Source organism: Amycolatopsis silviterrae, assembly GCF_042684085.1.
Classification (GTDB): domain Bacteria; phylum Actinomycetota; class Actinomycetes; order Mycobacteriales; family Pseudonocardiaceae; genus Amycolatopsis; species Amycolatopsis silviterrae.
The window spans coordinates 33,899-52,895 of sequence record NZ_JBHUKS010000029.1; the positions used below are offsets into that span (position 1 = coordinate 33,899).

Sequence of the window (18,997 nt, forward strand, 5' to 3'; positions counted from 1 at the left end):
CGTGGATCACCGGTCGAAGGGGAGTTCCATGACCGCGCCCGAGACCGGTTTCCCGGCACGGACGGCGGTCAAGTCCGCAGTGGACAGTGCGCGCCGGAAGAGGCGGGCGTCGTCAAGGGATCCGGACAGGTGCTGGGCACCGTCCAGGCGTTCGCCCAGCCACAGCTGGAACGAGACGGTCTGGGTGACCGAACCGGTGGAGTCCGGGCCGGACGCGGCTACCGCGCCGTCGACGATGATGCGGAGCTGGCCGCCTGATCGTTGGAGGGCGATGTGGTGCCATTTCTGGTCGTCGTAAGCGGATTGCGTCGTTACCGACTTGCTTCCGGCGGCGGTGGTCATCATCGCGATCAGCCGGTGTGACGCGGGTTCGGCTCGCAGCCACAGTTGCGGCGCGGTGGAGCCCATGCCGCCTAGCCACAGGATGGGCTGCGGGTCTTTCACCGCACCGTATTTGACCCAGGTGGAGAAGGTGAAGTCGCCGGAGCCCACCAGCTGCGCGGGCGAGTACGGGACGCGTACGAAGCCGTTCTTGAGCTGGACTGCCTTGCCGAACTTGCCGGAAGCCAAACTGGCGTCGCCGAGAATGCGGGCGGGCTGTCCACTTGCGACGTCCGGAGTGGACACTCCCGGCGCGCGCTTCCAGCCGAGGTAGTTCTCGTCGAAGCGGGCGAAGCGGATCTCGTCGCGGGCGTCCACCGCGCCGCCTTCGTACAGCAGGCCGATCTTCGCGTTCCTGTCCTGCGGGCCGCTCAGCTGGACCAGATCGGAGTAGCCCGACCAGTCCGTGGTGACCCGCGTGCCCTGCTCGGCGGTTTCCCAGGTGCGACCGTCGTCATAGGACGAACGGATGGTCATCCAGCGGCGCCGGTCGGTGTCCGCCGGGGAGGCGAAGAGGATCCGCTTGCCGCCGGGACGGTCGAGGCGCAGCAACGAACCTTGCACCATGGGGGTGACCAGGTCGGGGATGGTGGTGAAGCGCTGGGCGAAGGTTTCGCCGCCGTCGCGGCTCAGTGCGTAGTCGCGGTTGCCGATGTCGGTGCCGCTTTGTTCGCGGCCGCCGGCGTAGATGGTGCCGTCCGGCAGTTCCATGACGCTGACTTCCGACGGCTTTTGGGTGAAGGTGCCGCCTACCGGATGCAGATAGTTGTCCACCGCACCGACGTGCCAGGTCGAGCCGCTGTCGTCGCTGTAGATGAGTCCGGCGTAGTTCTCGACGGAATTGGTGCCGTCGCTGCGTTCGGCGTTCACACCGAAGACGAGCCGTCCCGCGTGTGGACCGTGCTGGAGCTGGATGCCGTGCACCGGGCCCGAGGCGTACCACGAATCCCAGGCCGGCAGTTTCGCTTGCGCGCTGATGTCGACCGGGGTCGACCAGGTGCGGCCGTCGTCGGTGCTGTACTGCGAGTGCGGGGTGCGCGGGCACGGCACGTCGCAGCCCTTGTCGTCGGCGCGGCCCTTGTTGTACGTGGTGATCAGGACGATCCGGCCGGTCTTAGTGTCCACAATGGGCACTGGGTTGCCGTGAGTGTCCCCGCCGCCGCGGTTCACCACCTGCAGCGGCGACCAGGTGGTGCCGCCGTCGGTCGAACGCTTCAGGACCAGGTCGATGTCGCCGGTGTCGCCGCAGTTGTCCTTCCGGCCCTCGGCGAAGGCCAGCAGCGTGCCGTTGGCGCTGCGGACGATCGCCGGGATGCGGAAGCACGCGTATCCGGTTTCCTGGTGCGGGTTGAAGAGCGCTTTCTGGTCGAACTGCGGGGCGGCCTGCGCCGTGCCGGCGGGAGCGAGGAAAGCCAGCAGCACGAACGCCAGCACCACGCGGAGGGCGGTTCTCATCTGGTCTCCGTTCCGAACTGTCCGGAAAGGACGGCCACGCCGTGCGCGGCCAATTCCACTTCGGACGATGGCTGAGCGGGATCGGTGAGCAAATCTGTACCGGGTGAAGGCAGCGACACCGTGACGGTGTGCGCGTTGTGGTTGAGCAGGAACAGGTAATCGTCCGCACCGTGCCGCACAATCGCCTGGACACCTTCTGGCAAGCCGGAAAGCACGGGGGAGACTCCGGCATCGGCGGTGATCCGGTCGAAGAGGGTGCGCATGACGGCCGCGTCCGGGCGGGTGCCGAGGTACCACGCGACGCCGGAGCCGAACTCGTGCCGGGTGATCGCGGGGCGGCCGGACAGCGGGCCTTCGGCGAAGGTGGCGACGACGTCCGCGCCCTCGGTCTCGATCCATTCGGACCAGATCGTCGCACCGACGGAGGCGCCGTCGAGGTCGAGCCTCGTGGCGCCGCCTTCGGGCAGCGGCCAGAATTCGTCGACGACCAGGCCGAGAATGTCGCGCAGGGGCGCGGGATAGCCGCCGGTGTACACCCGGTCGTTCTCGTCGGCGATGCCGGAGAAGAACGACACCACCAGGTGCCCGCCACCCTCCACATAGGAGCGGAGATTGGCGGCGACCGCACTGTCCATCAAGTACAGATTGGGCACCACGACGAGCTTGTATCCGGACAGATCGTGCGACGGGTGCAGGACATCGCACGTGACGTTCGCGTCGAAGAGCGGCGCGTAATGCGCGAGATGCGTTTCGAGCTGGTCGAGGTCATCCGAGGGATGCGAGTTCAGCTCCAGCGCCCACCAGTTGTTCCAGTCGTGCAGGAAGGCGACGTCGGCCCGTACCCGGGATCCGGCGATCTGCTGCACTGTGGACAGTTCCTGGCCGAGGTCGCGGACGCCGCGGAAGGTGCGGGTTTCCGCGCCGCCGTGCGGCACCATCGCGGAGTGGAACTTCTCCGCACCGCCCGAGGTTTGCCGCCACTGGAAGAACAGCACCGCGTCGGCCCCGCGCGCGACCGCCTGCCAGCTGTCCAGCCGCATCGTTCCCGGCGGCTTCGGGCCGTTGCGGGTGCGCCAGTTCACCGCGCTCGGCGCCTGTTCGAGCAGCAGCCACGGCTCACCGTCCTTAAGGGACCGGACAAGGTCGTACGCGAACGCCGCTTCCACGTGCGAGCGCGGATCGTGCGGGTCGGGGTAGGAGTCGAGGCTCACCACGTCCTCGTGCGGCACCCACCGGTGCCAGTCGAGCGACTTCTGCACCCGGCCGACGAAGTTTGTGGTCACCGGGACGTCCGGGGTGATGCGGGCGAGCACCTCGCGTTCGTTGAGATAGCAGCCGAGCGACGCGTCGGAGGAGAACCGGTGGAAGTCCAGCTGCTGCGCCGGGTTCGGGAAGGTCGGCGCGACGCGCGGCGGCTGCACCTCGGCGAAACCGGAGTACCGCTGCGACCAGAACGTCGTGCTCCAGGCTTCGTTCAACGCCTCGATGCTGCCGTAGCGTTCGGTGAGCCAGCGCCGGAAGTCCACAGCGGACTCGTCGCAATAGCACGCGCGGATGTGGCAGCCGAATTCATTGCCGATGTGCCACATTTCCAGCGCGGGATGCCCGGCGTACCGGGTGGCGACCTTTTCCACCAGACGCGCGGCGTGCTCGCGGAACACCGGGCTGGACGGGCAGAACTGCTGCCGCGCGCCCGCGGACAGCCGGGTGCCGTCCGCGCGCACCGGCAGGATTTCCGGGTGCTGGTGCGAAAGCCACGGCGGCGGCGAGGCTGTCATGGTGGCCAGGCAGGCCCGGACCCCGCCGTCGGCGAGATTGTCCATTACCGTGTCGAACCAGCCGAAATCGAATTCGCCTGGCCGAGGTTCGACCTGCGCCCAGGAGAAAATCCCGACGGTCACCATCGAAACCGAAGCCTCGGCCATCAGTTTCAGGTCTTCCGCCCACACGTCGGGCGACCAGTGCTCGGGGTTGTAATCCCCGCCGTAGTACAGACGGTCCATCAGAGGAGACCCGCTTCCGCTAGCTTTCCCTTGATCTGCAGGAGTTCGTCGTCGTTGAGGGGGAGTTGCGGCGGCGCCATCACCGCGTTGTCGATGAAGCCGCGCATCTTCATCGACGCCTTGAACGCGCCGAGCGCGGCCGAACCGCGGCCCATCCGGTTCGGCGGCGCGACGTCGGTGATGCTGAACAGCGTCAGCAGCCGTTCCTGTTCGCGCCGCGCGGCCTGCGGGTTGCCGCCGCGGAAGTGGTCGTAGATCAGCACATAGCCGACGGGGTCGACATTGCCGAGGCCCGGCACCGCACCGTCCGCGCCCTGCGCGAGCGCGGTGTCCACGAGCAGTTCGGAGCCGGTGAACACGGCGAACTGGTCCAGGCCGCGTTCGCGGCGCGCCTGCAGCACCAGGCGGAAGCCGGCCTCGTCGCCGCTGGAGTCCTTGAGCCCGGCCAGAACGCCGTCCGCGGCCAGGTTCATTACCATGTCGCGGTCGAGCTTGGTGTGCACGGCCATCGGGATGTCGTAGGCGAAAATCGGCAGCGACGTCCGCTCGTGCAGCAGCCGGAAGTGCCGGTCGATTTCCGCGACGTGCGTGCGGGTGTAGTACGGCGCGGTCACCACGATGGCGTCCGCGCCGGCCGCCTCGGCGGTCTTCACGTGCTCCGCGACGCGCAGGGTCGTCATGTCGATACAACCGGCCAGCACCGGGACCCGGCCGGCGACCTGGTCGACCGCGGTCTCGACGGTGATCCGCCGCTGGTCGTCGGGAAGGAAGGCGACCTCGCTGGACGACCCGAGCACGAAGATCCCGTGCACGCCGGCGTCGAGCTGGAATTCGATGTGCCGCCGCAGCGACGCGGTGTCCACGGTGAAATCGTCGTGGAACGGCGTGCACAGCGGCGGGATGATGCCGGCGAACTTGGGCGCAGTCATGAGGAAGTCACTCCGATTTCTGGGTGGATGCAGCGGTAGGTGTGCTCGTCCGGCCCGGACTGCGGTGGCAAGGCGAGGGAGCACTCGTCGGTGGCTTTCGGGCAGCGGGTGTGGAACGGGCAGCCGGGCGGCGGCGCGGTCGCCGACGGCACGGGTCCGCTGAGGACGATCGGCTCCACCGGGTGCAGCAGGCTCGGCGTCGCCGAGAACAGCGCCCGGGTGTACGGGTGATGCGCGTGGTGCGGCAGTTCGGCGGCCGGGGCCTGTTCGACGATCCGGCCGAGGTACATCGTCACGATGCGGTCGCTCATCCGGCGCACGGTCTGGATGTCGTGCGACACGAACACCATCGCGAGTTCCAGCTGTTCGCGCAGTTCCAGCAACAGGTTCAGGATCTGCGCGCGCACCGAAACGTCCAAAGCGGACGTTGGCTCGTCGGCCACCAGCAACGCCGGCCGCAGGGCGAGCGCGCGGGCGATCGCGACGCGCTGCCGCTGCCCGCCGGACAGTTGCGACGGCAGCGCATCGGCCACACTGGACGGAAGGCCGACGAGCCCCATCAGCTCCCGGACCCGTTCGGCGCGTTCGCCGGCGGTGCCGACCTGGTGCACGTCGAGCGGGTCGCGGAGGATCTTCGAGACGGGCAGTCGCCGGTTCAGCGCGGTGGCCGGGTCCTGGAAGATCATGCCGACGGTGCGGCCCAGTTCGGCCGGACGCAGCGCGGAAAGCGGCTGGCCCGCGTACCGCACGGTGCCCGACGTCGGCTTCTGCAGCCCGACGAGCACTTTGGCCAAAGTGGACTTTCCGCAGCCGGATTCCCCGACCACGCCGACGGTTTCGCCCTTCGCGATGGACAGGCTCGCGTCGGTGAGCGCGTGCACTTTGTCGTGTCCGAAAAGGCTTGACCCGCGGATCTTGTGCACGACGTGCACGCCGTCGACCTCGACGAGACTCATGCCTGCGCTCCTTCCGCCAGGACCGCGACGGGACTCTCGGCGGGGTAGTGGCATGCAACGACGTGTCCGTTGCCCGACGGTTCAGGTGCGACCTCGAAGCAGTGCCCGCGAGCGGCGGGACACCGGCTCGCGAACCGGCAGCCGGGCGGGAAGTCCGCCGGTGCGGGCACGACGCCCTTGATCTGGGTGAGTGTCGCTTCGTTCTCCTCCAGCGACAGCACCGCGCTGAGCAGGCCGCGCGTGTAGTGGTGCTGCGGCGCGCCGACGACGGCCGCGGTCGCTCCGGTCTCGGCGACCTGCCCGCCGTACATCACCACGACCCGGTCGGCGATGTCGGAGACCAGCGCGAGGTCGTGTGAAACGAGCACCAGCGCGAAGCCCAGCTCCTCCTGCAAACGCAGCAGCAGAGCCATGATCTGCGCTTGCACGGTGACGTCGAGCGCCGTCGTCGGCTCGTCGGCCACGATCAGTTTCGGGCTGCGGGACAGCGCCATCGCGATCAGCACGCGCTGCCGCTGCCCGCCGGACAGCTCGTGCGGGTACGCCCGCAGCGTCCGGCCCGGATCGAGGTTCACCAGTTCCAGCAGCTCTTCCGGCGTGCGGGTGCCGCCGCGCCGGGTGAACTGCTTGAGCTGCGCGCGGATCGTCATCGCCGGGTTCAGCGAGCTGAGCGCGTCCTGGTACACCATCGCCAGGTCGTGCCCGAGATGCCGGCGGCGCGCGCTCGGCTTCATGGTGAGCAGGTCGTCGCCCGCGAACCGGATTTCGCCGCTGAGCCGCGCGGCGTCCGGCTGCAGGCCCATGATCGACAGCGCGGTGAGCGACTTCCCGCAGCCGGATTCGCCGATCAGGCCGAGGACCTCGCCGGAACGGACCGAAAAGGACACTCCGTCGACCACGTTGACGCCGTTGTGCCGGTCCGGGAACGAGATCGCGAGATCCTGCACCGCCAGCACGGTTTCCCGTCCGGACAGATCCCGTGCTTTGGCCGCCAGCCGTTGCCCGGCCTCGCGCAGACCGCGCAGCGGCAGCACCGCGGCGGTGTTCTCCGGAGCCAGTTCGATCTGCTGCGCGGCTTCGGCCGCCTTGGCGGTGCGGGCCGACGGCGCGGCCCACGCGTCGGAGATGCCTTCGGAGAGGATGTTCAGCGCCAGCACGGTGATCAGGATCAGCAGGCCGGGGAACAGCGTCGCCCACCAGCCGCCGGTCAGCACCAGGTCCTTGCCGTCCGACAGCACCGAACCCCACGACGGATCGGGCGGCTGGATGCCCGCGCCGATGAACGACAGGGACGCCTCGAACACGATCGCGTCGGCGACGGTCACCGTGCAGTAGACGAGGATCGGCGCGGCGCAGTTGACCGCGACGTGCCGGGCGAGAATGAACAGCCGTTTCGCGCCGATCACCCGCTCGGCGGCGACGTAGTCCTCGCCGTACTGCGCGAGCACGTTCGCCCGCACCACCCGCGCGACCGGGGCCATGTTGAGGAAGCCGATGGCGAGGATCAGCACGAGGATGCCGCGTCCGAACACCGCCACCAGCACCGCGGCGAGCGCGATGCCGGGGAAGGCCATCAGCACGTCCAGTACGCGCATGACCAGGCCGTCGACCCGGCGGCCGGACGTCGCCGCGAACGAGCCGACGAGGACGCCCGCGACCAGCGCCAGCAGCGTCGCGCCGAGACCGATCGCGAGCGACCAGCGGGTGCCCGCGACAAGCCGGGAGAAGATGTCGCGGCCGGACTGGTCGGTGCCGAACCAGTGCGCCGCGCTCGGCCCGCCGGTGTCGGTGCTGAGCATGTCTGGGTTGTGCGTGGCTACGGCGGTGCCGAGGACCGCGACGAGCCCGAGCACGACGAGCACGCCGAGCGCGATCCACGAGGACAGGGGAAGCCGCCGGAACCGGACGCCGGGCCGGGAAAGCCGGGCGGTGAGGCCGGGGCGGAGGACTGGGCGCATCACGAGCGGCTCCGCAGACGGGGATTGGCGACGAGGTACAAGACGTCGACGATGAGGTTCACCAGCACGAACCCGGCCGCGATAGTGATCACGAAGCCCTGCACCTTGGCGGTGTCGCCGTCCTGCACGGCCTGGATCATGTTCTGGCCCATGCCGGGCAGCGCGAACATCGTCTCGATCACCACCGCGCCGCCGAGCAGGTAGCCGACCCGCAGGCCGAGCACGGTCAGCGGGTTGACCAGCGCGTTGCGCAGCACGTTCCGGCCGACCACCACGACCGGTGGCAGCCCGCCGCCGCGCGCGGTGCGCACGTAGTCCTTGTCGAGTTCCTCGACCATCGACGTGCGGATCACCCGGGTCAGCTGCGCGGCGACCGGCGCGGACAGCGCGATCGCGGGCAGCGTCAGCGAGTTCAGCCAGCCGGAGAACGAGTCCGCCGGGCTGACGTACCCGCTGGTGGGGAACAGGCCCTTGCCCACGGCCAGCCACTGCACCAGCAGCAGCGCGATCCAGAACGCGGGTGCCGCGACGCCGGCGAGCGTCACGAAGCGGATCAGGTGGTCCGGCCAGCGGCCGCGGAACAGCGCGGAGGTCACGCCGAGCACCACCGACACGACGAGCGCGAGCACCAAGCCGAGCAGGGTCAGCTGCACGGTGAGCGGGAGCGCGGTGGCGATGGTCTGGCCCACCGGCTCCTTGGTGATCACGCTGGTGCCGAAGTCGCCCTGCACCAGATGCCACACGAAGTGCACGTACTGCAGCGGCAACGGGTCGAGCAGGCCGTTCTGCTCACGGAACTGCTGGAGCTGGTCAGCGGTGGCGTTGGCGCCGTTGAACGCGGCCATCGCCGGGTCGACCGGCGAGAACCGCATCACGATGAACACGAACAGGATCACGCCGAGCAGCAGCGGGATCAGGGCGAGGATGCGGCCGGCCAGCATCCGCACGACGACTGTCACTTGCGTCTCCCGTCAGACCGGTTTGGCCTGGTTGAGGTAGATGCCCGGGTAGCCCTGGGCGCGCACGCCGGTGATCGCCTTCGGGTCCCACGCGGTGCCCATCTGCGTGAAGACGACCGGGTAGATCACCGCCTGCTCGGAAATCTGGTCGAGCAATTGCTTGTACAGCCCGTTCCGCTTGGTCTCGTCGGTTTCCGCGGCGGCCTTGTCCTGCAGCGCCAGCAGCGCGTTCGTGTCGTCGCCGCTCCAGCGCGCGTACCTGTTCATGAGCACGGACTGCGCGTCGTAGTAATAGCGGATCAGCAGGTCCGGGTCGTTGCCGAACTGGAGCGGGTTGTTCGTGGTGGCCACGACCTGGAAGTCGTCGCCGTTGTCCAGTTTGGAGAACAGCGCCTTGGTGTCCTGGGAGTCCAAAGTGGTCTGGACGCCGATCGCGTCCCAGCCCTCTTTGATCACCTTCACGCAGTCGAGCACCAGCGAGGTGTTCGTTGTGGACAGAGAGATCTTGAGGCCGCTGACGCCCGCTTCGGCGAGGAGCTGCTTCGCCTTCTCCGGGTTGAACTCGAAACTCTGCGCCGCCGGTTGCGAGCCGGGGAGCTTGGGGTTGATGAACGAGGTGCCCGCGGTTCCGGTGCCGCGCAGGCCGATCCCGATCATCTTCTTCTTGTCGATCGCGTAATGCAGCGCCTGGCGGACCCGTTTGTCGGCGAACGGCGAGTGCTTGGTGTTGAAGAGGAGGAACAGGTTGTTGCCGCCGTCGGCGAATTCGACCGTGCGGCCCGCCTTGCGCAGCTGCTCGGCGTTGGCGGGCGGGATGTTCTCCGCGATCTGCGCGTCCGGCTTGGCCCCGGAGATCGCCGCGACCCTCGGCGCGGAATCCACGATGGACTTCCAGAGCATCTTGTCGTACGCGGCCGGGCGGGGGCCGTTGTAGTCGGCGAACTTCTCGAACGTGGTGTGCGAAAGCGGGGCCTGCTCGGTGATCTTGTACGGCCCGGAGCCGACGACCTTGCCCGCCGCGGCGGCCTTCCAGTTGTTCTCGAACACGTGCTTGGGCACGATCTTGCAGATCTGGATCCGCTGCAGCGCGTACGGGAACGCGAACTTCAGCTTGAACTCCACGGTCTTCGCGTCGACCTTGGTCACCGACTCCAGCCACTGCGAGAAGAAGCTGTGGACGAGGACGTTTTCCTTCGGGTCGAGCGCGCGGGCGTAGGTGAACACCACGTCGTCGGCGGTCACCGGCTTGCCGTCGTGCCACTTCGCGCCGTCGCGCAGTTCGAAGCGCAGCTTGGTGCTCTTGAGGTCCGCGGGCAGCGCCTTGGCCAGGCCGGGGAACGGTTCCCGGGTGACCGGATCGCCTTCGACGAGCGATTCGTAGCTGTGCAGGATGGCCGCCATCGCGAACGCCGACGCGGTCTGCAGCGGGTCCCAGGTCTGGTTGTTGCCGTACCCGAGCACCGCGGTGACGGAGCCGGACGAACTGCCGGTCTTGTTGGTCGACGCGGGACCTCCGCACGCGGCGAGCGCCGACGAAACCGCCGCGGCAGTCCCGGCGAGGCCGGCGTAGCGCAGCAGTGCGCGCCGGTTGAACGAAGTCCCCATGGCGGTTCGGGACATGGCGTCTCCTGACTTGATGCGGTGTTCCACCCAGAAAGCATCGAGAAGTAGGACGTGGGACGTCCTATGACTTGCCGGAACCCTAAGTCCCGTTCCCGCCCCGGTCAAGAGGCTTGTTCCCACCCGCGCGGGGGCAGCCGCCGTTGCCGATCATGACGTAGGATGTCCTCCGATGGCGACGTGCCAGTGCAAGAAAGACATCCGGGAGACACGTGTGGCGCGCCCGCAACGCAGCGAAGAGATCACCAAGCAGATCATCGACCTGATCGTCGACCGGCAATTGCCGACCGGCGCGCCGATGCCGACCGAGCTGAGCCTCGCCGAGGACATCGGGGTCAGCCGGAATTCGATCCGGGAGGCGGTCAAGGCGCTGCAGGCGCTCGGCATCGTCGAGGTCCGGCACGGCTACGGCACGTTCGTCGGCTCGGCCGGATCGGAAGCGCTGCAGACCTGGCTGCTCTTCCGCACGCGCAGCCGCGGCAGCACCGACGCCGGGCGGCTGCGCGACCTGCTCGAGGTCCGCGAGATGATCGAAACGGAGCTGACCAGCCGGGTCGCGCGCGACCACCGGCCGGAGCTGATCGGCGGACTGCAGGCGTGCGTGGCGCGGATGCGCCGCAAGGGACCGGACGCGGCGGTGGCCGACCGCGAGTTCCACGACCTCATCTGCGCCGAGGCGGGCTTCGACCTGGCGCGCGAGCTGACCGGGCTGTTCTGGGACGTCTACCGGGCCGCGGAAGGCGAAATGGGCGGTCCGGTGTCGTCGGCCCCGGCCACCGCGAAACGGCATCAGGCGATCGTGGACGCCCTCGTGAACGGGGACGCGGAAGAGGCCGCGCACGCGGTGCACCGGCACTTCGACGAGGTGCGCAAGCGGGCGAAAGCCGGCCGCTACGGCGGCTTCGGCGAGGCGCGGCCCGCGGTTTCCGGCTCGGCCGCCAGCTGAGTGCGGTTAGGCTGGCAGGGTGACGACTCCGGAGATCGCCTTCCTGCCGCCGTCCGCCGCCGAGGACGCCGCGCTGGTGGCCACGCTGACCGAGCTGGTGAACACTGTCTACGCCAAGGCTGAAGCCGGTTTGTGGGCCGGTTCGGCCGATCGGACGAATGCCGGGGAGATGGCCGGGCTGGTCCGCGCGGGCGAGATCGCGGTCGCGCGGCTCGACGGGGCTGTCGTGGGTTCGGTGCGGATCCAGCGGCTCGCGGCGGATCTGGGGGAGTTCGGCCTGCTCGCCGCCTCGCCGGAGGTGCGCGGCGCGGGGATCGGGCGGGAGCTGGTGCGGTTCGCGGAGCGCCACTGCCGGGACGGCGGGTGCACGCGGATGCAGCTTGAGCTGCTGGTGCCGCGCGAGTGGACGCATCCGTCGAAGGACTTTCTCGCGCAGTGGTACTCGCGGCTCGGGTACCGGGTCGTGGAGACCTCGACGATCGACGGGCCGCATCCGGAGCTTGCGCCGCTGCTGGCCACTCCGTGCGATTTTCTTGTCTGGCACAAGGAACTCGGCTGATTTTGTCCGGGGATTCCGTCCGGTTTTGTCCTGGTGTCAATTCTGACCAAGTGGTAGAAATTGGCGGAAGCCGTCTAGCCGCTAGGAGTTGGCATGGGTGTCCCTTCGGTGCAGCTGTACTCGGTGCGCGAAGCGTTCGCGGCTGATCCTGACGAGACGTTGCGGCGGCTGGCCGCGATCGGGTTCACGCGGGTGGAGCCGTATGGGGTGGTGGAGAACGTCGCGGCGCTTCGGGCGGGGCTGGCGGCGCATGGGTTGAGTGCGCCTACCGCGCATGCGGCGTTGGTCGGGCGGGATCAGGAGGCGGTGTTCTCGGCGGCTCGGGAGCTGGGGATCGGGGTGGTGATCGAGCCGCTGGTTCCGGCTTCGCGATGGGGGACGTTGGGGGATATCGCTGATACCGCGTCGGCGCTTAATGCGGCGGCTGAGGTTGCGGCGGGGTATGGGGTGCGGGTGGGGTATCACAATCATTGGTGGGAGCTGGAATCGCGGATCGACGGGCGTACCGCGCTGGAGGTTTTCGCGGAGCTGCTTGATCCGGAGGTTGTGCTGGAGGTGGATGTTTATTGGGCTGCCGCGGGTGGGGTGGATGCGCCTGAGCTGTTGCGGCGGTTGGGGGAGCGGGTTTTCGCTATTCATGTGAAGGACGGGTCATTGGCTGTCGATGCCAGTGGGCAGGTGCCTGCGGGGCAGGGGCGGGTGCCGTTGGGGGAGGTGCTCGCGGCGGCTCCGGGGGCGTTGCGGGTGGTGGAATTCGATCAGCACGAGGATGTTTTCCGGGGGATTGCGGAGAGTTTCGCTTATCTCGCTGGGGTGGAGAAGTGACTGTCGGGGTCGGGGTGGTCGGGGCTGGGTTTATCAGTGATACCTATTTGGAGAATTTGACGGCTTTTCCGGATGTCCGGGTGGTGGGCGTTGCCGATCTCGATGTCGGCCGGGCGCGGGGGCAAGCGGAGAAGTACGGGGTGCCGCGCAGCGGTTCTCTGGCGGAGCTTCTCGCGGTGCCGGAGATCGAGATTGTCGTGAATTTGACTGTGCCTGCGGTGCATGTCGAGGTCAGTCTCGCGGCGGTGGAGGCGGGGAAGCACGTTTGGACGGAGAAGCCGCTCGGGCTGGATCGGGGGACGGCGCGGAAGCTGCTTGACCGGGCGCGGGAGCGCGGAGTGCGGGTGGGTTGTGCGCCGGATACCGTTCTTGGGGCTGGGCATCAGACTGCGTTTCGTGCTTTGGCGGGTGGGCGGATCGGGGTGCCGGTTACGGCGTTGGCGTTGTTTCAGACGCCGGGGCCGGAGGGGTGGCATCCCTCGCCGGAGTTTTTGTTTCAGGCCGGGGGTGGGCCGTTGTTTGATATGGGGCCTTATTACTTTACGCAGTTGGTGCAGGTGTTTGGGCCGGTTCGGAAGGTTACCGGGGCTGGAGGGACGGTTCGGGGGACTCGGGTGATCGGGGCTGGGCCTCGGGCTGGGACGGAGTTTCCGGTTTCGGTGCCTACTACGGTTACTGCGTTGGTGGAGTTTGTGCGCGGGGGGAGTGCGCAGGTTGTTTTGACGTTTGATTCCGCGTTGCGGCGGACGGGGGTTGTTGAGGTGGCGGGGGAAGCGGGGACTGCGGTTTTGCCGGACCCCAATCGGTTCGATGGGGCGACGGTGGTGCATTCGGCGGGGTGCGAGGAGGAGGTGGCCGCGGTGGGGCATGCGGCTTCGCGGGGGACTGGGGTGGTGGAGCTGGCTCGGGCTGTTCGGGCTGGAGTGGGGGAGAGGGCTTCGGGGGAGCTGGGGTATCACGTGCTGGATGTGTTGCTGGCGGTTGAGGAGTCGGTTGAGTCTGGGGTTTCGGTAGAGGTGACTAGCAGCGTGGAGGCGGCGGAGCTGTTGCCCGTTGAGTGGGATCCGTTTGCGCGGACGTTGTGACTGGGGGGCTCGTCGCCTGGCGGCGACATTGCGTCCGGTCGGTTGCGTGGGGCACCCCGAAGGCTGATTGTGCTGACGGTCTGGGGGTGCTTGTCAAGGCGGGAAAGATGCCTTGACAAGCACCCCCAGACCGCAGGGAGGCTTCGTATCGGGGTGCGGGGGTGGGGCTGGGTGCCTCGCTCGTTGGGTGCTTTTGGCTGCGGTTTTGGCGGGGGCTTGCGCCCCAATGTGGCGTTGGTTGCGTGGGATGCACCCAATGCCACATTGGGGCGCTTCGGCGGTGGCCGGGCCAGGGTCTGTGAAGGACTCCTTGAGGGAATCTGGGTCCGATGTCAGGGACTAAGCCGGGCGGCGTCAGCCTGCTGACCGTCCATAAAGGACGCCCAAGCGAGCGAAATGCCTGATAAATTACCGAATGACCGTTTCTTCAGGTCCGTGAGGGGAACCCTGAGGGAACCAGATTCCCTCAGGGTTCCCCTCACGGACGGACACGCCCAGCTGCCGTCGCCCGCGTCGGCCCCGGCGCAAGCCAGCCCGGTCCGCCAGCCCCTTCGGCTCGGGCGGGCGCACCTCAGCCGCACCCACGATGCCGCCTTAAGTCCCTGGCATTGGACCCTGCGTCCGTGAAGGGGCCCTCACGGACTGGCCGGGGCCGGTGGCGGGTCGTGAGGGGACCCCTGCGGGAATCTGGGGCTGTGAGGGTTCCCCTCACGGACGGTGCCATGGATTTTGCGGCCATCTGGGCGAGATCTTCGGAATTCCGCTGTTACGGGAACAGGGGGACGGTCAGGAGAGTTTGCAGAGAGAGGCGGAGGGAACCGACTACATCTACTTGCGTGGGGGTGGTGAGCCACTGGACCTGGAGGCCGTCCATCAGTGCGATGAAGGTGAGTGCCGCCAAGTCCGGGTCTATGCCGGGGCGCAGCTCGCCGGTTTCGGCGAGCGCGTGGAAGGAATCGGCGATGGCTTCGCGGGCCTCTCGGTAGTGGCGGGCGAAGTAGGCGTGGGCGGGGTGGTCTTCGGAGATCGCTTCGGCGGCCAGGCGCGAGTACAGGTCGACGATGCCTCGGTGGCGGACGTTGTGTTCGGCCAGTGCGACGAAGCGGCGAAGCACCTCCAAGCCGGGCGGCGCGGCGAGTTGTTCGCGGGCGGCGTCTTCGGCGTCGCGGCGTTCCAGTACGGCGGCGAGCAGCGCTTCCTTCGTCGGGAAGTGGTACAGCAAGCCGGCGTGGGTGATGCCTGCTCGTTTGGCGATTTCCCGCAGCGACGACGCGTGGTAGCCGGCCTCGCCGTACACCTTCGCGGCCGCCGAGACGAGGTCGTCGCGGCGGATGCGGCCCTTCTGGTAGCCGCCGGTCACGGGGCGTCGATCGGTTCGGACTCCACGCGCCCATTCTGCCCGCCGCACCCTGTTCCTGCCTGGACCCGACCCCGAAGAGGAGCCGAGCCCGATGACTGAGCTTTCCCCGCCCCCGGTGCTGCCCCGGGCGGCCCGCGTCGCCACCTGGATCGTGTTCGCCCTGTGCGGGTTCGCGGTCGGCATGTGGGTGGTGCACATCCCGGTGATCGAGCGCGCGACCGGCGTATCGCACACCGCGCTCGGCGCCCTGCTGCTCGTGCTCGGCGGGTCGGCGCTGATCGGGATGCAGGTGACCGGGCCGCTCGCGGACCGGTTCGGGCATTCGCGGGTGGTGTCCGTCGCGGGGGTGCTGCTCGGGGTCGCGGTCGTGCTGCCGGGGCTCGCCGCGAACTGGTGGACGCTCGGGCTGGCGCTCGCGGCGTTCGGGTTCTTCAACGGTTCGCTGGACGTCGCGATGAACGCGCACGCGGTGGTCGTCGAACGCGCCTATCCGCGGCCGATCATGGCCGCCTTCCACGCGATGTGGTCGATCGGCGGTGCGATCGCGGCGGTCGTCGGTGCGGCGGTGCTGGGGGCGGGCGTGCCGACGATCGTGTCGCTGGGCGGCACCGGTGTGCTGTGCATCGTGATCTCGCTGGTGGTCCGCCGGTATCTGCTCGATTCCTCGGACACCGCTGCCGAGGAAACCGCCGAGGAGGCCAAACCGTCTCGCACGCCGAAGCGCGTGGTGTGGCTGCTGGGTCTGCTGGCGTTCGCGCTGATGCTGTCCGAAGGCGTCGCGAACGACTGGGCCGCGCTGTATCTGCGGGACGGGCTGGGGACGTCCGAAAGCACTGCCGCCCTGGCGTACGGCTCGTTCGCGGTGGCGATGACCGTCGGGCGGTTCGCGACTGACCGGGTGGCCGCGCTGGCCGGTCCGGTCGCGGTGGTGCGGTACGGCAGCGGGCTGGCGGCGCTGGGGTTGGCGATCGCGTCGCTGGCACCGTGGGTGCCGTTGTCGCTGTGCGGCTGGGCGTTGTTCGGGCTGGGGCTGTCCGGTGGTGTCCCGCAGTTGTTCACCGCAGCGGGCAACCTCGACAAGCGCGCGTCGGGGGCGTTGATGGCGCGGGTGGTCGGCGTCGGGTACGTCGGGCTGCTGGCCGGGCCGGCGGTCATCGGCGGGCTGGCGCACTGGGTGCCGCTGAACGTCGCGTTCCTGCTGCCGCTGGCGTTGTGCGTGGTGGCGGTGGTGTTCGCCCCAGTAATGAAGCAACGGGGCTGAGTCAGCCGCCGCACCCTTGCGGCTGCAGGGTCTGCCCGCCGCCAGACAGCACGACGGTCCGGGACGGTCCGCCGCCGCCCGCCGCGACTATCGTGCAGACGAGCTGGCTGACCGCGTTCGGCGTCAGTTCCCGGACGTTCACGCCGATCGCCGCCTCGCTGATCCCGATGGCGATCGGTTCGAACGTCGGCGGCAGCTCCGTCGTGTACCCGCTGGCCCGTTCGTCCTCGTTCGGCCCCTGCTCCAGCACCCGGACCCGGTCGGCGTACACGTCGCTGACGCCGGTGCGCGACACCGGAGCGAGCTTCCCGTCCAGCACGAAGTAGACCGTCGCGGTGTTCCCGACGCTGCCGACCGCCGGTCCGCTTGGCGCCGCTTCCCCGGGGATCACCCCGCTGGGCCGCACGCCGCAGCCCGCCGCGAGCAGGACGATCGCGAAGAGTCCCAGAAACCGCTTCACCGCAGGACCTCCCTCGGCAGCCACAAGGTGAACACCGCGCCGCCCTCGGGCCGGTTCCCCGCTCGCAGCTCCCCGTGGTGCAGGCGGGCGTTCTCCCAGGCGATGGCCAGCCCGAGCCCGCTTCCCTCGGACCGGCTCCGGGCGGTGTCCGCCTTGTAGAACCGCGCGAACACGTGCGGGAGCACCTCCTCGTCCAAGCCCGGCCCGGAATCCTCGACCGACAGCCGGACCCCGGCCTGGTCGTCGCGCAGCCGGACGGTCACCGGTTCCGCGCCGTGCCGCAACGCGTTCCCGACGAGATTCGCCACGATCACGTCGAGCCGGCGAGGGTCGACCCGTGCCCGGATCCCGGACGGCAGATCAATCTCCACCGCGAAGCCCCGTGCCCGCAGCGTCGCGCGGATCGCCTCGGCGACGTCGACGTCGTCCAGCTCCAGCGACGCGGTGCCGGAGTCGAACCGGGTGACCTCGATCAGGTCGTTCACCAGCCGGGTCAGGTTGTGCGTCTCCTGGCTGACCAGGCGGACCGCCTCGCCCGCCGCGTCCGGCAGCCGTTCCGCCTCGGCGTCGAGCATGTCGGTGACGGCGGTCATCGCGGCCAGCGGCGTGCGCAGTTCGTGCGACACGTCGGCGACGAACCGGCGCGCGTCGGCTTCCATCCTGCGCAGCTCGCCGACGTGCCGTTGCAGCGAGTCGGCGGTCGAGTTGAACGTCTCGGCGACGCTGGCCAGCTCGTCGCCGCCGCGCACGGCGATGCGGGCGTTGAGGTCGCCGTCGCCGAGCCGCCGGGCCGCGCGCTGCAGTTCGCCGACCGGCCGCAGCACGCTGCCTGCCGCCAGCCCGGCGAGCACGAGCGCCACCACCAGCGCGGCCCCTCCGGCGAGCCAGGCGTCCCGGGAGAGCCGGTTCACCGCTTCGATTTCCGCGTCGAGGCTGCGCAGTTCGTAGACCTCGATACCGGACGCGACAGTCGGATTCGACCGGTCGCCGGTCGAGATCAGCAGCGGCGCACCCAGCACCAGCTGCGTCACGCCGCCGACGTCCACGCGCTGCCAGCCGACCTTGCCCGCCCGGACGACGCCGCGCAGCTCCGGCGTGATCACCGAGGCGGGCATGTCGCCCGCGCTGTGGCCGCCGCTCGTCACCAGCGCGGAGTTCTTCCTGCTGTTCAGCCGCTCGGCGGCCGACCGCAGCGCGCTCGTGTCCACCGGCTGCCGCGGCAGCGGGTACAGCTGCTTGATCTGCGTCGTCATCTCCACGGCGGCGTTGTCCTGGGTGCGCTGCACGATCCCGTTGCGGGCCTGCACGTAGCCGATCCCGGCGACGGCCACCGCGGTGAACACGCTCAGCAGCGCGAACGCCACCAGCAGCCGGACGCGCAGCCCCCGCCACCGCCAGCCGGTCACAGCGGCCCGAAGCGATAGCCGAAACCGCGCAGGGTCTGGACGTACACCGGTTTCGCGGCGTCGTCCTCGATCTTGGACCGCAGCCGCTGCACGCACGCGTCGACGAGCCGCGAATCGCCGAGATATCCCTGGTCCCACACGGATTCGAGCAGCTGCTGCCGGCTGAGCACGCGGCCCGGCGACGACGACAGCTCCAGCAGCAGCCGCAGTTCGGTCGGCGCGAGCCCGACGACCTCGCCGTTCTTGCTCACCACGAGACCCTCGCGGTCGATCGTGAGGGCGCCGTGCCGTTCCGGACCCGGTTTCGCGTCCGGATTGCGCGGCTCGCTCCCGGTGCGGCGCAGCACCGCGCGGATGCGCGCCTCCAGCACCCTGGCCTGCGCGGGCTTCACGACGTAGTCGTCGGCGCCCGCTTCGAGCCCGGCCACCACGTCGATGTCGTCGTTGCGTGCGGTGAGCATGATGATCGGCAGGTCGCCCGCCGCGCGGATGCGCCGGCACACCTCGAAGCCGTCCATCCCGGGCAGCATCAGGTCGAGGACCACGACGTCGGCCGGGTCGCCGGCGAGCCGGGCGAGGCCTTCCTCGCCGGTCTCCACCGCGTCGACCGTGTGCCCCTGGTAGGTCAGGGCCAGCCGCAGGCCGTCGCGCACGGCCTGGTCGTCTTCGATCAGCAGCACCCTCGGCATGTCTCCCACTATCGCAGCCCGCCCGTCCGGCCGCCCGGACAGTCCACAGCGGACAACCGGCCCCCAGCCTGCCCGGCCCGGATCCCCGCCCGGTGCGTGCAGTGTCATCGTTCGGTAACAGCGACATCCAGCGCTGCCGTGGCGA

Annotated in this window: 16 protein-coding genes; 5 read left to right on the forward strand and 11 right to left on the reverse strand. The window is 69.1% G+C overall.

The genetic code is table 11. The annotated features are described in order from the left end of the window. Nucleotides 1-6 precede the first annotated feature (6 nt). From ACFSVL_RS36935 to ACFSVL_RS36965, 7 genes are read right to left on the reverse strand one after another with little or no spacing between them, the layout of a single operon-like run. Nucleotides 7-1,836 carry an exo-alpha-sialidase gene (locus ACFSVL_RS36935; RefSeq protein ID WP_378311194.1) on the reverse strand — a complete coding sequence of 610 codons (1,830 nt, stop codon included), beginning with the start codon at nucleotides 1,834-1,836 and terminating at the stop codon, nucleotides 7-9. Next, entirely contained in the window at nucleotides 1,833-3,839 is a 2,007-nt protein-coding gene (locus ACFSVL_RS36940) for a beta-galactosidase (protein ID WP_378311195.1), read from the reverse strand. Before ACFSVL_RS36940 ends, ACFSVL_RS36935 begins: the two co-directional genes overlap by 4 nt. Further along, nucleotides 3,839-4,768: a dihydrodipicolinate synthase family protein gene (locus ACFSVL_RS36945; protein ID WP_378311197.1), complete on the reverse strand. Its 930-nt coding sequence runs from the start codon at nucleotides 4,766-4,768 to the stop codon at nucleotides 3,839-3,841. The genes ACFSVL_RS36940 and ACFSVL_RS36945 overlap by 1 nt, the downstream gene beginning before the upstream one ends. After that, entirely contained in the window at nucleotides 4,765-5,724 is a 960-nt protein-coding gene (locus ACFSVL_RS36950; RefSeq protein ID WP_378311199.1) for an oligopeptide/dipeptide ABC transporter ATP-binding protein, read from the reverse strand. The genes ACFSVL_RS36945 and ACFSVL_RS36950 overlap by 4 nt, the downstream gene beginning before the upstream one ends. Continuing rightward, the gene (locus tag ACFSVL_RS36955; protein WP_378311303.1) at nucleotides 5,721-7,682 is read right to left on the reverse strand and encodes a dipeptide/oligopeptide/nickel ABC transporter permease/ATP-binding protein; all 1,962 of its coding nucleotides are present in this window, start codon (nucleotides 7,680-7,682) and stop codon (nucleotides 5,721-5,723) included. The genes ACFSVL_RS36950 and ACFSVL_RS36955 overlap by 4 nt, the downstream gene beginning before the upstream one ends. Continuing rightward, the gene (locus tag ACFSVL_RS36960; RefSeq protein WP_378311201.1) at nucleotides 7,682-8,641 is read right to left on the reverse strand and encodes an ABC transporter permease; all 960 of its coding nucleotides are present in this window, start codon (nucleotides 8,639-8,641) and stop codon (nucleotides 7,682-7,684) included. The genes ACFSVL_RS36955 and ACFSVL_RS36960 overlap by 1 nt, the downstream gene beginning before the upstream one ends. A gap of 12 nt (nucleotides 8,642-8,653) precedes the next feature. Then, nucleotides 8,654-10,261 carry an ABC transporter substrate-binding protein gene (locus ACFSVL_RS36965; RefSeq protein ID WP_378311203.1) on the reverse strand — a complete coding sequence of 536 codons (1,608 nt, stop codon included), beginning with the start codon at nucleotides 10,259-10,261 and terminating at the stop codon, nucleotides 8,654-8,656. Between the two features lie 214 nt (nucleotides 10,262-10,475). On the opposite strand from ACFSVL_RS36965, the gene ACFSVL_RS36970 reads away from it, so the two are divergent. The 4 genes from ACFSVL_RS36970 (at nucleotide 10,476) to ACFSVL_RS36985 (ending at nucleotide 13,676) form a co-directional block, all read left to right on the forward strand. Next, complete coding sequence (locus tag ACFSVL_RS36970; protein WP_378311204.1) at nucleotides 10,476-11,207, forward strand: FadR/GntR family transcriptional regulator; 732 nt, start codon at nucleotides 10,476-10,478, stop codon at nucleotides 11,205-11,207. A 19-nt stretch (nucleotides 11,208-11,226) separates the two neighbouring features. After that, on the forward strand, nucleotides 11,227-11,766 hold the full coding sequence (locus tag ACFSVL_RS36975) for a GNAT family N-acetyltransferase (RefSeq protein WP_378311206.1): 540 nt from the start codon (nucleotides 11,227-11,229) through the stop codon (nucleotides 11,764-11,766). A gap of 108 nt (nucleotides 11,767-11,874) precedes the next feature. Continuing rightward, nucleotides 11,875-12,591 carry a sugar phosphate isomerase/epimerase family protein gene (locus ACFSVL_RS36980; protein WP_378311207.1) on the forward strand — a complete coding sequence of 239 codons (717 nt, stop codon included), beginning with the start codon at nucleotides 11,875-11,877 and terminating at the stop codon, nucleotides 12,589-12,591. Then, on the forward strand, nucleotides 12,588-13,676 hold the full coding sequence (locus tag ACFSVL_RS36985) for a Gfo/Idh/MocA family protein (RefSeq protein WP_378311209.1): 1,089 nt from the start codon (nucleotides 12,588-12,590) through the stop codon (nucleotides 13,674-13,676). Before ACFSVL_RS36980 ends, ACFSVL_RS36985 begins: the two co-directional genes overlap by 4 nt. A gap of 766 nt (nucleotides 13,677-14,442) precedes the next feature. On the opposite strand, the gene ACFSVL_RS36990 is transcribed toward ACFSVL_RS36985, so the two are convergent. Continuing rightward, the gene (locus tag ACFSVL_RS36990; protein ID WP_378311210.1) at nucleotides 14,443-15,036 is read right to left on the reverse strand and encodes a TetR/AcrR family transcriptional regulator; all 594 of its coding nucleotides are present in this window, start codon (nucleotides 15,034-15,036) and stop codon (nucleotides 14,443-14,445) included. Nucleotides 15,037-15,127: 91 nt separating this feature from the next. On the opposite strand from ACFSVL_RS36990, the gene ACFSVL_RS36995 reads away from it, so the two are divergent. Then, nucleotides 15,128-16,297, forward strand: coding sequence for an MFS transporter (locus ACFSVL_RS36995; RefSeq protein ID WP_378311212.1), 1,170 nt, complete (start codon nucleotides 15,128-15,130; stop codon nucleotides 16,295-16,297). A gap of 1 nt (nucleotide 16,298) precedes the next feature. Here the strand turns inward: ACFSVL_RS36995 and ACFSVL_RS37000 are convergent, their stop codons facing one another. From ACFSVL_RS37000 to ACFSVL_RS37010, 3 genes are read right to left on the reverse strand one after another with little or no spacing between them, the layout of a single operon-like run. Next, nucleotides 16,299-16,757, reverse strand: coding sequence for a hypothetical protein (locus ACFSVL_RS37000; RefSeq protein WP_378311214.1), 459 nt, complete (start codon nucleotides 16,755-16,757; stop codon nucleotides 16,299-16,301). Next, nucleotides 16,754-18,163, reverse strand: a complete 1,410-nt coding sequence (locus tag ACFSVL_RS37005) for an ATP-binding protein (protein ID WP_378311216.1) — start codon at nucleotides 18,161-18,163, stop codon at nucleotides 16,754-16,756. Before ACFSVL_RS37005 ends, ACFSVL_RS37000 begins: the two co-directional genes overlap by 4 nt. Next, the gene (locus ACFSVL_RS37010) at nucleotides 18,160-18,852 is read right to left on the reverse strand and encodes a response regulator (RefSeq protein WP_378311218.1); all 693 of its coding nucleotides are present in this window, start codon (nucleotides 18,850-18,852) and stop codon (nucleotides 18,160-18,162) included. The genes ACFSVL_RS37005 and ACFSVL_RS37010 overlap by 4 nt, the downstream gene beginning before the upstream one ends. Between the last annotated feature and the right edge of the window lie 145 nt (nucleotides 18,853-18,997).